Raw genomic sequence first — 12,913 nt, 5'->3', positions numbered from 1 at the left:
CGCCCGCGAGCGGGCAGCCAGTAATGAATGAACTAAAAAATGCAAAGCAAAACGAACCCTGGCCAGCCGGAATATTCAGGCTGGACAATGTTGCTGTTGATGGATTTATCTTGCCCGATGCAAATATGAAGCAACAATGGAACAATGACAAGTCTGCTGTGCCACTGCTGCCTGCAAACCCGCCCCAGGTCTTGAATACTTGAGCCTGCTACCACTAGATCTAGTGGCGTGGTTTGACAATGGACTAATTGTAGTACTTGGCCGCCGCAAGGGGCAAGTGATTAAATATTCAAATTCGGGTGTTTTTTTGTTCCGCGACCCTTGACATCGCGGTGTTGGACATCGAATGCGCCACTCGCCGTAAGTGGGCACTAACCTGCTGCTTAAAGCTTGTTCAGCCCACGGAGCCGCTGCCCAATCGCAGTGCAGCGCGCACTATTTTGCACTGGCGAAAAGGCAACGCTTTTTGACAAGTTCAGGCTTGAGATGTCACAAAACCAAGTATCAGCCTGGCCGGCTGCCTGGTGCCGGCGCGGCCGGCACACAGGCGTTCGCCGACCCATCCCATTGCCCGCCGGACTTGCGACAGGCGTCGGCAGCGCGTTCATGCTTCATCCACATGAAGGCGGCGATGAGGGCAATTGCCAGGGCGGCATAACGTAAGAGTTTCGGCATCTAATTAATTCTCCGGGGCTTGGATATCGAGCTTTTGCATCTGGTAGCGCAACTGGCGCACGCTGATCCCGAGCAGGCTGGCGGTTTTGGTTCGGTTGAACTGGGTCTGCTGCAGGGCGCGCCCGATGATGTCGCGCTCGACCTGCTCTAAATAGGCAGGCAGGTTGCTCGGCAAGGTGGCGGGGCCGAGCGCCACGGGCTCCTGCGCAAGCGGCGCGGCGGCCGGCAGCGGTGGGGGCGGCGCGCTCGCCACGGGCATGGCGACTGCAGGCGGCGCTTCGGGCCGCGCTGCCTCGAGCACGCGCGCCGCACCGGCGGACCGCGCCTTCAAAGACAAATCCTCGACCTGGATCACGCCATCGTTGGCAAAGGCCAGCGCGCGCTCGAGCACGTTTTCCAGTTCGCGCACATTGCCGGGGAAGGAATAGGCGCGCAAAGCGTCCAGCACGCCGGGGCCGAGCGCGGCGCCCGGGCCGGCCAGGCGCGCCAGGATGGCATTGGCGAGCACGGATACATCGTCGAGCCGTTCGCGCAGCGGCGGCAGCGCCAGCTCGATCACGTTCAGGCGATAAAACAAATCCTGGCGAAACACCCCGGTCTCGACGCAGCGGGCCAGGTCCTTGTGGGTGGCGCTGATGATGCGCACGTCGACCGGCTCTTCGTTGGTCGCGCCGATCTTGCGCACGCGCCGCTCCTGGATCGCGCGCAGCAGTTTCACCTGCATCGCCAGCGGCAGATCCGCCACCTCGTCCAGCATCAGGGTGCCGCCATTGGCCGCCTGGAAGAAGCCGTCGCGCTCCTCCCCTGCCCCGGTGAAGGCGCCCTTGCGGTGGCCGAAGAATTCGGACTCCATCAGGTTTTCCGGAATCGCGCCGCAGTTGACGGCGACAAACGGCTTGGCGGCGCGCGAACTCTGGGCGTGGATCTCGCGCGCGGCCAGTTCCTTGCCGGCGCCGGATTCGCCGGTGATTGCGATCGGCGCCATCGAGCGCGCCAGGCGCCCAATCTGGGCGCGCAGCGACTGCATCGCCTGCGAATTGCCGATCAGGCGGGAACCGCTTTCCGCGGCGGCCCCGGCGCCGGTATCCGACAACTTCAGTGCCGAGCGCACCATCACGCGCAGCTCGTCGAGCACCACCGGCTTCGATACATAATCGAAAGCGCCGGCTTTCAGCGCCACCACGGCGTTCTCGGCGCTGCCGAAGGCGGTGATGACGGCGATCGGGGTTTTCGAGGAGCCGGAGACTTCGCGCACCAGTTCCAGGCCGAGGCCGTCCGGCAGGCGCATGTCGGTCAGCACCAGGTCGTAGCTGTTGTCGTCGACCAGCCGCCGCGCCTCGCGCAGGGTGGCCGCGCAGTCGACGTCCAGGCCCATTTTCAGGAGCGTGATCTCGAGCAGTTCGCGCAGGTCGGCTTCGTCGTCGACGACGAGGATGCGGGGTGAACTCATGTCAGCCTTTCTTGCTGGGCCTTCGCGCCGGGGCTGGCCGGCTGGGCGAAGGTGATGACGAAACGGCCGCTGGCCTTGCGCGGCTTGATCGCGGCGGTGTCGAAACGCGACTCGTAATCGAGTTTAGCGCCGTTGTTCAGGCATAGCTCGCGCGCCAGGTACAGGCCCAGGCCCGTACCCTTGCTGGAGGTCGTGTAAAACGGTTCGAACAGATGGGCGCGCACTTCGGGCGTGATGCCGGGGCCGTCGTCCTGCACGTGCAGTTCCAGCGTGCCGAAGGCGTCCAGTTCCGGCCAGATGCGGATGCTGCGCGGGGCGCGGCTGGCGTAGCGGATCGCATTGCCGAGCAAATTGACCAGCACTTCGCGCAGGTGCAGGGCGTCGAAGCGCACCTCGATCGCGCCGGCGCCGCCCAGCCAGACCATCTCGTCGGGCAGCGCCTGGGTCTCGCAGAACTCGTTTTTCAGCTCGACCAGGAACGGCGCCAGCTGCACCGGCTCGGCATACGGCTGGGCCTTTCTCGACAGCTGCAGGATGTCTTCGACCATCCGGTTCACGCGCGCCACGTTGTCGCCGATGATCTTTAACAGGCGCACCTCGGCCTTGCCGTGCAAATCCTCCGCTAATAAAGCGGTGGCGTGGCCGATCGCCGACAGGGGATTGCGTACCTCATGCGCGATGCTCGCCGTCAGGCGGCCCATCGAGGCCAGTTTGAGCTGCTGCGCCTGGTTTTCGATGGCGCTCACGTCCTGCAGGAAGATCACGCTGCGCGCCGGCGCCTCGCTGCCGGACGCCACGCGCGCGAAGCGCAGTTTCAGGTGGGCCGGCTGGTCGCGCCGCGCGCGCAGGCCCGCCTCCCCCACCGCCACTTCCTGGTAGGGTTTCAGAATCACGTAGGCCGCATCGGGTCCGGCCTCGCCCGGCACCGGCTCGACCGCGGCCAGGGTCGGCGCCGCCTCGAGCGCGGTCCCCATCCAGCCGGCAAAAGCGTGCGCCACCGGTTCGAGCCCCGGCAGTTCGTCGAGCTGCAGGCCGGCCACCGCCTCCATGCCGAGCATGCGCCGCGCCGCCGGATTGGCGGTGTGGATGCGCCCGTCCGCGCCGACCACCAGCACGCCGTCGCCAACGTCCGCGATCACGATCTCGTTGATCGCCTGCTGCACCTGCAGGTCGACGCCGCGCTGGGCCGCCAGTTCTTCCTGCCCGATCAGGCGCGCCGCCAGCCGATTGACCAGCCAGACCAGGGCGAAAAAGGCGATGCCGATCATCCCGGCCTGCATCAGCGCCGGCTCGCCCTCGCGCTTGAACAGCTGCCAGGCGGCGTCGAACAGGATGAACAGCGTGGCCAGCGCGGCCGAGAACAGGGCCGGTACCAGGGGCGCGAGGATCGCGGCGCCCGCCAGCGGGAACAAATAAAGGATGCCCAGGCCGCTGCGCACGCCGCCGGCGGCCAGGTAGAGCAGCGAGATCACGGCCAGGTCGACCGCGATCTGGCTGGTGAGCTGAAGGGTGAAGCGGCGCTGCCAGAACATGGTCAGCACGCAGAAGCAGACGGCCGCGCCTAAATAGAAGAAGCAGGTGTAGGCGTAGGCGGGCCAGACCTGGAGTCCGCCGTCGCGCACGTCGAAGGCGAGATACAGCAGCAGCACCAGCACGATCACGATGCGGGTGACGGTCAGCGCCTGCAGCGAGCGCCAGAAGGTGGTGCGCGACTGCGTGGACAGCAACTGCAAGCCGCGCCTCAAGGCTGACCGGGCGGCAGGCGCAGGTGGGCCGGGCTGCAGTAGTCGCGCCCGTCGGCGTGCAGCGCTTCCGAAGCGGGGAAATGCAGGCCGCAGTGCGCGCAGCTGGTCATGTTTTCGATCGCCACGGCCGGCGGCGCGCTGCGTTCCCGCGGCGGCACGTGCATGCTGCCCTTGCGCGCGGCGGCGCGCAGCTTGGCGCGCACCGCGAAATAAATCAGCACGGCCAGCAGGATCCAGAACAAGGCGCGGCTCATGCGATCCCCCGGTGCAGCACGACTTCGAGCACGAACCGGCTGCCGACATAGGCCAGCGCCAGCGTGGCGAACCCGGCCAGGGTTAAGCGCAGCGCCGTCTTGCCGCGCCAGCCGCGCCACTGGCGTCCGGCCAGCAGCGCCGCGAACAGCAGCCAGGACAGCAGCGCGAACACATTCTTGTGGTCCCAGCGCAGCGCGCGGCCGAAGAGCTGCTCCGAGAACACCACGCCCGACAGCACGGTGAGACTGAGCAGCACGAAGCCGATCCAGATCAGGCGAAACAGCAGCTTTTCCATCGTCAGCAGCGCCGGCAGCTGGTCGAGCGCGCCGCCGAACCAGCCGCTGGCGGCCGGCACCGCGCGCGCATGCAGGCGCGTTTCCTGCAGCGCCATCAGGACCGCGTGGAAGGCGGCAATGGTCAGCGTGCTGTAGGCCAGCACGGCCACGGCCACATGCCAGCCAAACGCGCTCGACTGGTTTTGCAGCGACATGACCGTGCCCGGGAAGACCATCGGCAGCAAGGCGGCGGCGCAGGCGCAGGGCATGACCAGGCGGCGCAGCCCGTCGAGGGCGAAATTGCGGTTTTCGAACCAGTAGGCCAGCACCGAGACCCAGAGCGCGGCCGAGAGCATGATGGCAAAACCGATGCGCAGGCCGCCCGGCGCGAAGGCATCGCTCCACAGCGCGACGCCGTGCACGGCCCAGGCCAGCGCGGTGACGCCGGAGATGACGGCGCCCTGGCGCAACGGCAGCAGGGCGCAGGCCGCGTACAGCAAAGCCGCGGCAAAAAAGAGGGTGTTGTGCATAACACGAGTCTACACCATCGGCAGGCGGCGGTGGCGGGCCCCTGCCCCGTCCGCCTAGTCGACTGCGGCCATTCTCCGCTCATCATGATGATGCCGCTGCTGCTCTTCCATCACGAGCACGCCGAGTTCCCGTTTCAGGTCGTTGAACGCGGGCGAAGCCGGGTCGCGCAGGCGCGGCAGGTCGACGCGCATGTCGCGCTTGACCGTGCCGGGCCGGTAGGTCATGACGACGATGCGGTCGGCCAGGTAGATCGCTTCCTCGATGCTGTGGGTGACGAACAGGATCGTTTTCTTCGTCTCCGTCCAGATGCGCAGCAGTTCGTCCTGCAGGTTGCGCCGGGTCAGCGCGTCGAGCGCCCCAAAAGGTTCGTCCATCAGCATGATCGGCGAATCGAGCGCCAGCACGCGCGCGATCGCCACCCGCTGGCGCATGCCGCCGGACAGGTCCTTCGGATAGCGCGTGCGAAATTCCGAGAGCGACAGCATGTGCAGCAGCTTCTCGACCGTGCCCTCGATGCGCGCCTTGGCCAGTCCCTTGATCTCGAGGCCGAAGGCGATGTTCTTTTCCACCGTCATCCAGGGAAAGAGCGCGTACTCCTGGAACACCATGCCGCGCTCGGGACCGGGCCCGGCCACCGGCCTGCCGTCGACCGTGATGCTGCCCGCCGTCGGCGCGGAAAAGCCGGCCACCGCATTGAGCAGGGTCGACTTGCCGCAGCCCGAAGGGCCGAGCAGGCAGGTGAACTGGCCCGGTGCGATGTCGAGATCGATGTCCTGCAGCGCCACCACCTCGCGGCGGCCGGAAGAAAACACCTTGTTCACCTTCTGAATGCGGATATGCGGTTCCACGAATGCTCCAGTCAATGCTCCAGGCCCCTGTGCCAGCGCAGCAGGTAGTTGTTCAGGCGGTTCATGCCGATGTCGATCGCCAGGCCCAGCATGCCGATGGTGATCATGCCGGCGATGATTTTGTCGGACCAAAAATACTCGCGCGCCTCCAGGATGCGGAAACCGAGGCCGTTGTTCACCGCGATCATTTCGGAGACGATGACGACGATGAAGGCGGTGCCGATGCCGATCCGTACGCCCGACAGGATGTAGGGCACGGCGGCCGGCAGGATCACCCGCAGGAACATCGTGCCGCGCCCGGCGCCGAGGCTGCGCGCGGCGCGTATATAGATGCCGTCGACCTGGCGCACCCCGGCGATCGTGTTCATCAGGACCGGGAAGAAGGCGCCCAGCGCGATCAGGAACACGGCCGGCGGATTGCCCAGGCCGAACCACAGGATGGCCAGCGGGATGTAGGCGATCGGCGGGATCGGGCGCAGCAGCTGCACCAGTGGATTCATCCAGGCATAGACGGCGGGAATCGCGCCCATCGCCAGGCCCAGGGGGAGCGCGAGGCCGCCGCCGATGGCAAAGCCGACCACCACCCGGTACAGGCTGGTGAGGGTATCGACCACCAGCTCGCCCGAAAATAACCATGAAACGCGCGCCCAGGACCACCAGCTGGCGCCGGCATGTTCTTCAAAAGGCTGCAGCGGCAGCAGGTATTCCACCCACTTGCGCCCGACGTCGAAGGGCGCCGGCAGCACCTGGGGGTTGACCAGGCCGGCGCTTGCCACCCATTGCCAGAGTGCGATCGCCAGCAGCGGCACCACCATGCCGACGCCGAGTTCACGCCAATTGCGCTTTTCCATATCCGCTCCCGCTTGATTGACGTTCAGGCCTCAGTTGACGTTCAAACTCTTCTTGGCCGCCGCCAGCAGGTCGGTGCGGACCCAGTCGCGCGCCACCGGCGGCTGGCGCATGCGCCCGACCCCGGTTTTGGCCATGGTGTCGGTCGTGACCTGGATGTGCTCGGCCGTGATGTCGTAGGAATACGGGGCATTCCCGATCGCGTCCTCGAAATCGTCGACGCTGATCTGGCCCTTGAAAATCGTCTCGCGCACGTATTTCGAGGCCAGCGCCTTGTCGTCGATGAAGGCCTTGGTGGCCTGGACGAAGCAGCGCATGAATTTTTCCGCCAGCGGTTTGCGCGCGCCATAGAACTGCTCGGTCATGACCATGGTGCGCACGGGCGAGCCGATCGGGGTGTCGTAGGGTTTCAGCACCTCGACCCCGAAGGCCTTGTTGATCGCCTGCGAGGCTTGCGGCTCGGACTGCATCATGGCGTCGATCTGCTTGCCGATCAGGGCCGCGTTCAGGTCGGCGTAAGACAGGAAGACCAGCTGCACGTCCTTGCCCGGGTCGGCGCTGGAGCTGAGCTTGTGCTTCTGGAGTTCGGCCATGAGCAGCACTTCCTGGATCGCGCCGCGCGTGACGCCGACCCGCTTGCCCTTCAGGTGGGCGACGCTGGTGATGTTCTGGCCCGGCTGCGCCACCAGGCGCGCGCCGCCGGTGGCGAAACCGGCCACCACCAGGATCGGGGCGCCGCCGGCGCGTCCCGAAATGGCCGCTTCCGAGGCGGTGGCGCCGACATCGAGTTCGCCGGCGATGATCGCCTGCATCACGTCCAGCCCTTTCGCGAACACCTTTTCCTCGACCTTGATGCCGCACTTCGGCGCAATCTCCTTGATGTACGAGATGGCGCCGAAATGCGCCAGCTTGATGTTCCCGAGCCTGACCACTTCCTGGGCCTGGGCGCCGGTGGCGCCGAGGAAGGCCAGGGCCAGCAGGGTTTTGCCGAATGTGTTCGTCATGCATGTCTCCATTAGGTGCGCCGAAAAGCGATGTCAAAAGGAAAGGACTCTTCGCAAATCCTGAATGTGTCAGATAAAGCGAGCTCGGCTTTTGATGCGGAACAAGGTCGAGCCCTTCAAAAATTCGTGGAATGCGCAGCGCTTGGCCGGCGGGCGGGCTGGGCGCAGGGTAAAATGGCGGATTCCGAATGCCGTCCCTCTATATAGATAGTCAGGTAGAACATGCTAGATAACCTTACCCAACGCCTTGCCAAGGTCGTCAAGACGATGCGCGGCGAGGCCCGTCTGACCGAAGCGAACACCTCCGAGATGCTGCGTGAAGTGCGCATGGCCCTGCTCGAGGCCGACGTCGCCCTGCCGGCGGTGCGCGAATTCATCGCCAAGGTCAAGGAAAAAGCGCTGGGCGAAGAGGTCATCGGCTCGCTCAGCCCGGGCCAGGCCCTGGTCGGCGTGGTGCAGCGCGAGCTGGCCGCCCTGATGGGCGCCGACCTCGGCCCCGAAGCCGCGCAGCTCTCGTTCGCGCAGCAGCCGCCGGCGATCATCCTGATGGCCGGTTTGCAGGGTGTCGGTAAAACCACCACCGTCGGTAAGCTCGCCAAGTACCTGAAGGAACAGAAGAAGAAAAAGGTGCTGACCGTCTCGGCCGACGTCTACCGTCCGGCCGCCATCGCCCAGCTCGAATCGGTGACCAAGCAGGTCGGCGCCGACTTCTTCCCGTCGACGTCCACCGACAAGCCGGTCGACATCGCCCTGGCCGCGCTGGACTGGGCCAAGAAGCACTACCACGACGTCCTGATCATCGACACCGCCGGCCGTCTCGGTATCGACGAAGCGATGATGCAGGAGATCGCCGCCGTCCACGCCGCGGTGAAGCCGATCGAAACCCTGTTCGTGGTCGATGCCATGCTGGGCCAGGATGCGATCAACACGGCGAAAGCCTTCAACGACGCGCTGCCGCTGACCGGCATCGTGCTGACCAAGCTCGATGGCGACTCGCGCGGCGGTGCGGCCCTCTCCGTGCGCCACGTGACGGGCAAGCCGATCAAGTTCGCCGGCGTGTCGGAAAAGCTCGATGGCCTGGAAGCCTTCGATCCGACCCGGATGGCCAGCCGCGTGCTGGGCATGGGCGACATCATGGCCCTGGTTGAAGAAGCCCGCAAAGGCGTCGACGAAAAAGCGGCCACCGACATGGCCAACAAGATCAAGGCGGGCGGCCGCTTTGACATGAACGATTTCAAGTCGCAACTGACGCAAATGAAGAAAATGGGCGGCATGTCGGGCCTGCTCGACAAACTGCCGGCGCAATTCCAGCAAGCCGCGGCCGGCGCCAACATGGACCAGGCCGAGAAGCAGGTGCGGCGCATGTGCGGCATCATCGATTCGATGACGCCGCTGGAGCGCGCGAAACCGGAACTGATCAAGGCCAACCGCAAGCGCCGCATCGCCACCGGCGCCGGCGTGCAGGTGCAGGAAGTCAATCGCATGCTGACGCAGTACGACCAGATGCAGACGATGATGAAGAAATTGAAGGGCGGCGGCCTCATGAAAATGATGCGCGGCATGAAGGGCATGATGCCGGGCGGGATGCGCTAAGCGCCTGATTTAGCGTTTCCGGACCCTTTTGTCCTGATAAAACGCCGCGCCCGGTCTATCGCCGGCGCGGCGTTTTTACATGCGAATTCAGGTGGTTTTTCACTCTATGAGGACGAGTTGCGTATAAACCCTGTTTTTTGAGCTTATCAGAGTGAAAAAATGGTGAAAAAGACTTGCAGGAACAGTAAAACGCCACCAATATAAGCCGTGCGATGTATTGCGCAATTTCTCATATTAGGAGGCTCGAAGATGGCAACAGCCAAGAAATCCCCAGCAGCGCCTGCAAAGAAAGCAGCCGCCAAGCCGGCCGCCGCGGCCAAGCCTGCAGCGAAGAAAGCAGCAGCTCCTGCAAAGGCAGCAGCACCGAAAGCCGCCGCAGCAAAGAAGCCTGCAGCAGCACGCAAGCCAAACGCCGCGTTCATGAAAGAACTGACTCCGTCGGCAGAACTGGCTGCAGTGGTCGGCAACAAGCCGCTGCCACGCACCGAAGTGACGAAGAAAGTCTGGGAATACATCAAGGCAGCGGACCTGCAAGCTGCAGACAACCGCCAGATGATCAACGCCGACGACAAGCTCAAAGCCGTCTTCGGTGGCAAGGCCCAGGTCTCGATGTTCGAAATGACCAAACTCATTTCGAATCATCTGAAATAAGAATGCCTGGCCGTCTGGCCGCAAGTTAAAAAGCCCCGATTGCGAGATCGGGGCTTTTTTGTTTTATATATATACCCGTAGGGTGGGCGGCTATGCCGCCCACCCTACGGGTATCTTTGCACACGCAATCGCGGTGCAGGCTCGTCAGAGCCCCGCTGCCGCCTTCATCAGCGTGAACACATGCGTGTTCTCCATCGTCCCGCGGAATGGCGCGGAACCCGCCCCTGCGGCGTACAGCTTGACGTCGCCGCCGCCGTGCGATTCGCTCGACCACTTCACGCCCGTCTCCTGGTGGTAGTCCTCGGCTTGCGCCTTGGCGCTGTCGACATCAAGACGCAGGTCAGGCCGGTTCGGACCATTGCCGAAGACGAGGGTCGTAAACGTCTTGCCGTCGGCGTCGCGGGTCGGCTCGCCGTCGCGGTAGCCGCGCACAATGTCGAGCACCGGGCTGCCACGCTTCGGGTAGCCGTTCAGGACCATCGTGTGGTCGTGGTCGGCGGTGACGACGATCAGGGTGTTGTCCAGGCCCGGGTCGATGGCGCGCATCCGGTCCAGCGCCGTCTGGATCGCCTCGTCGAAGTCCACCGTCTCGATCATCGCGTTGCGCGCATTCGTGTCGTGCAGTGCGTGGTCGATCTTGCCGCCTTCGACCATCAGGAAGAAGCCTTTTGGATTGGTCGACAGCAGCTCGATCGACTTGGCCGTCATCTCGGCCAGGGTCGGCTGCGTGGCGCGGCGCTTCGACGCGTAGTCGAGATGGCTGTCGCCGTACAGGCCGAGGAATTTCTGGCCCGGGCGGCTCGAGGCCATGTCGGCGCGCGTGCCGGCGATGAAATAGCCCTGCTTTTCCAGCTCAAGCACCAGGTTGCGCCCGTCGCCGCGGCCCTTCGGGTTGGCCTTGGCGTCAAAGGGCGTGAAGTGGATGCGCCCTCCTCCCATCAGGACGTCGACGCCATCCTTCAGGCGCGTGTTGTAACCCGCTCCGCCCGGCACGATTTGCTGCGCGATCGTGTAACCCATGTCGCGGTCGCATACGTGCGAGAAGGTCGACGCCGGCGTGGCGTGCGTCAGTTCCGTGGTGGTGATGGCGCCGACCGATTTGCCGGCGCCCTTCGCCAGTTCCAGGATCGTCATCGGCGCGGTGCCGTTGCTGGCGCCGCAGCGGTCGAGCGTCGGGTTGCCGTTGCCGTCCTTGGCGGGGGCCACCGGCTTGGCGTCTTTCAGCGAAATGACGTCGTTGTTGATCTTCACGCCGGTCATGTAGGCGCCCATCGACGGTGCGCTGTCGGTTACCTGCGCGTCCGCCGAATAGGTCTTGATGCGCGCCGTGCGGTCGAGGCGCTCGAAGTTCAGCAGGCCGTCTTCGCCGGCCTTATAGATGCGCGCGGCGGTGATCGTGGTCGGGCCCATGCCGTCGCCGAGGAAGAAGATGATGTTCTTCGCCTGGGGTTTCGGGGCCAGGCGCATGGTGGAGGCGGTTTGCGCCTGCGCGCTCAAGCTGCAGCACGCTGCCAGCAGCAGCGCGGTCAAAGGTGTTCTGGTCATCGGATGCTTTCTGGCGGCGCGGCTCACAGGCCCGCCGCAGTCTTGATCAGTTCGAAAACGCGGGTGTTGTCGATCGTCCCGCGAAACAGCTCGGCGTTGGCGCCGGCCGCGCCCAGGTAGACGTCGGCGCCGCCATGGGTCTCGGCCCCGGCACGCGTGCGCACCACCGCTTCCTGGTGGTAATCGTCGCCGGCGGTGATCTCGTCGGTGAGTTTGACGTCCTTGCGGCTGCCCTGGATGCGGTGCTCGCCCGTACCGAAGCCCAGGATCGTGAACGGCGCGCCGTCCTTGTCGAGGCGGATCTTCCCGTCCGGCAGGCCGCGCACCAGGCCCAGTACGCCGGCATTGGTCGGCGTGGTCTTGCCGGTGCGCGGCGAGTAGCCGTTGATCAGCAGGGTGTGGTCGTGGTCGGCGGTGGCGACGATCAGGGTGTTCTTCAGGCCCGGGTCGAGCTTGTTCATCTTGTCGAGCGCGGTCTGGATGGCGGCGTTGTAGATGACCGTCTCCTGCAAGGCGCGCTTGGCCAGCGTCGCATGCAGCCCATGGTCGATCAGGCCGCCCTCGACCATCAGGAAGAAACCGTTCGGGTTGTTGGCCAGGATATCGATCGCTTTGGCCGTCATCTCGGCAAGCGCCGGCTGCTTGACGGGGTCGCGCGCCGCTTCATAGCTGAAGTGGTTCTGCGCGAACAGGCCAATCACAGGCTGGGCGTTTGGTGCGAGGGCCTGCAGCTGCGCGGTATTCGACGCCACGCGCCAGCCTTTACCTTGCAATTCGCCGAGCAGGTTGCGGCCGTCGGCACGCTTGCCGCCGGCGTCGAGGGCCGTGAACTGCTGGGCGCCGCCGCCAAAGACGAGATCGAGGCCGCTTGCACCCAGGGCCGCGTTATAGCCGGCGCCGCCGGGCACCAGGGCAGCGGCGATGTCCTGTTCCAGCTTGCGGTGGCAGGCGTGGGCATAGGTCGCGGCCGGCGTGGCGTCGGTGACGCTGGTGGTGGTGACGACGCCGGCGGCCATGCCGCGCGCTTTCGCCAGCTCGGCCAGGGTCGGCACCGCGCGCCCGTTCTCGCAGCGGCTGACGGTGCGCTTGCCTTCCGTGGCCGGCGAGATCGAGCGGGTCTCGGTCGACATCGAGATCACGCCGTTGTTCTGTTTTACGCCGGTCATGTAGGCCGACATCGAGGCGGCGCTGTCGGTCACCTGGGCGTCGTTCGAGAAGGTTTTCACGAACGCCGATTCGGTCAGCGTGTCGATCGCCAGGTTGCCCTCTTCGCCAACGGCGTAGATGCGCGCGGCGGTGAGCGTGTTGATGCCCATGCCGTCGCCGAGGAAGAAGATGACGTTTTTCGCGAGTCCCGGAGTGGTGGAACGCGGGCCTGGTGCAGCCGGGCCGGTCGAGGCGCAACCGGCAAGCGCCGCCAGCGTGCACGCGGCGGCGAGAGTCTTGATTCGCATAGTGGAATGTGTAGCGGGGAAAGGGGGAAGTCTACACC

At 65.1% G+C, this 12,913-nt stretch carries 13 protein-coding genes; 3 read left to right on the top strand and 10 right to left on the bottom strand.

Annotation, left to right across the window (positions count from 1 at the left end; all coding sequences use genetic code 11):
* The first annotated feature begins 23 nt into the window (after positions 1-23).
* Positions 24-203: a hypothetical protein gene (locus tag NMB41_RS03230; RefSeq protein ID WP_494381049.1), complete on the top strand. Its 180-nt coding sequence runs from the start codon at positions 24-26 to the stop codon at positions 201-203.
* 301 nt (positions 204-504) lie between these two features.
* Here NMB41_RS03230 and NMB41_RS03225 read toward each other — a convergent pair whose 3' ends face one another.
* The 8 genes from NMB41_RS03225 to NMB41_RS03190 are packed head-to-tail and all read right to left on the bottom strand — an operon-like array spanning position 505 to position 7,632.
* Positions 505-675, bottom strand: a complete 171-nt coding sequence (locus tag NMB41_RS03225) for a hypothetical protein (protein WP_494381048.1) — start codon at positions 673-675, stop codon at positions 505-507.
* 4 nt (positions 676-679) lie between these two features.
* The gene (locus tag NMB41_RS03220) at positions 680-2,125 is read right to left on the bottom strand and encodes a sigma-54-dependent transcriptional regulator (protein WP_494381047.1); all 1,446 of its coding nucleotides are present in this window, start codon (positions 2,123-2,125) and stop codon (positions 680-682) included.
* The gene (locus NMB41_RS03215; protein WP_494381046.1) at positions 2,122-3,858 is read right to left on the bottom strand and encodes a sensor histidine kinase; all 1,737 of its coding nucleotides are present in this window, start codon (positions 3,856-3,858) and stop codon (positions 2,122-2,124) included. Before NMB41_RS03215 ends, NMB41_RS03220 begins: the two co-directional genes overlap by 4 nt.
* A gap of 8 nt (positions 3,859-3,866) precedes the next feature.
* Positions 3,867-4,124 carry a PP0621 family protein gene (locus NMB41_RS03210; RefSeq protein WP_494381045.1) on the bottom strand — a complete coding sequence of 86 codons (258 nt, stop codon included), beginning with the start codon at positions 4,122-4,124 and terminating at the stop codon, positions 3,867-3,869.
* The gene (locus NMB41_RS03205) at positions 4,121-4,930 is read right to left on the bottom strand and encodes a cytochrome C assembly family protein (RefSeq protein WP_494381044.1); all 810 of its coding nucleotides are present in this window, start codon (positions 4,928-4,930) and stop codon (positions 4,121-4,123) included. Before NMB41_RS03205 ends, NMB41_RS03210 begins: the two co-directional genes overlap by 4 nt.
* 54 nt (positions 4,931-4,984) lie before the next feature.
* A complete protein-coding gene (locus tag NMB41_RS03200) occupies positions 4,985-5,779 on the bottom strand; it encodes an ABC transporter ATP-binding protein (RefSeq protein ID WP_494381043.1) in 795 nt (264 codons plus the stop codon).
* Between the two features lie 11 nt (positions 5,780-5,790).
* Entirely contained in the window at positions 5,791-6,630 is an 840-nt protein-coding gene (locus NMB41_RS03195; RefSeq protein ID WP_494381042.1) for an ABC transporter permease, read from the bottom strand.
* A 30-nt stretch (positions 6,631-6,660) separates the two neighbouring features.
* Positions 6,661-7,632: an ABC transporter substrate-binding protein gene (locus NMB41_RS03190; protein ID WP_494381041.1), complete on the bottom strand. Its 972-nt coding sequence runs from the start codon at positions 7,630-7,632 to the stop codon at positions 6,661-6,663.
* A 222-nt stretch (positions 7,633-7,854) separates the two neighbouring features.
* Between NMB41_RS03190 and ffh the strand changes: the two genes are divergently transcribed.
* Together ffh and NMB41_RS03180 are read left to right on the top strand one after the other, a co-directional pair.
* Complete coding sequence (gene ffh, locus NMB41_RS03185; protein WP_494381040.1) at positions 7,855-9,225, top strand: signal recognition particle protein; 1,371 nt, start codon at positions 7,855-7,857, stop codon at positions 9,223-9,225.
* Between the two features lie 249 nt (positions 9,226-9,474).
* On the top strand, positions 9,475-9,876 hold the full coding sequence (locus tag NMB41_RS03180) for an SWIB/MDM2 domain-containing protein (RefSeq protein WP_494381039.1): 402 nt from the start codon (positions 9,475-9,477) through the stop codon (positions 9,874-9,876).
* 144 nt (positions 9,877-10,020) lie between these two features.
* Here NMB41_RS03180 and NMB41_RS03175 read toward each other — a convergent pair whose 3' ends face one another.
* On the bottom strand, positions 10,021-11,421 hold the full coding sequence (locus tag NMB41_RS03175; protein ID WP_494381038.1) for an alkaline phosphatase: 1,401 nt from the start codon (positions 11,419-11,421) through the stop codon (positions 10,021-10,023).
* Positions 11,422-11,444: 23 nt separating this feature from the next.
* Entirely contained in the window at positions 11,445-12,875 is a 1,431-nt protein-coding gene (locus tag NMB41_RS03170) for an alkaline phosphatase (RefSeq protein ID WP_494381037.1), read from the bottom strand.
* Between the last annotated feature and the right edge of the window lie 38 nt (positions 12,876-12,913).

It is taken from the genome of Massilia sp. FBCC-B171 (assembly GCF_059134155.1).
This window is presented reverse-complemented; position numbering and strand designations above follow the sequence as displayed.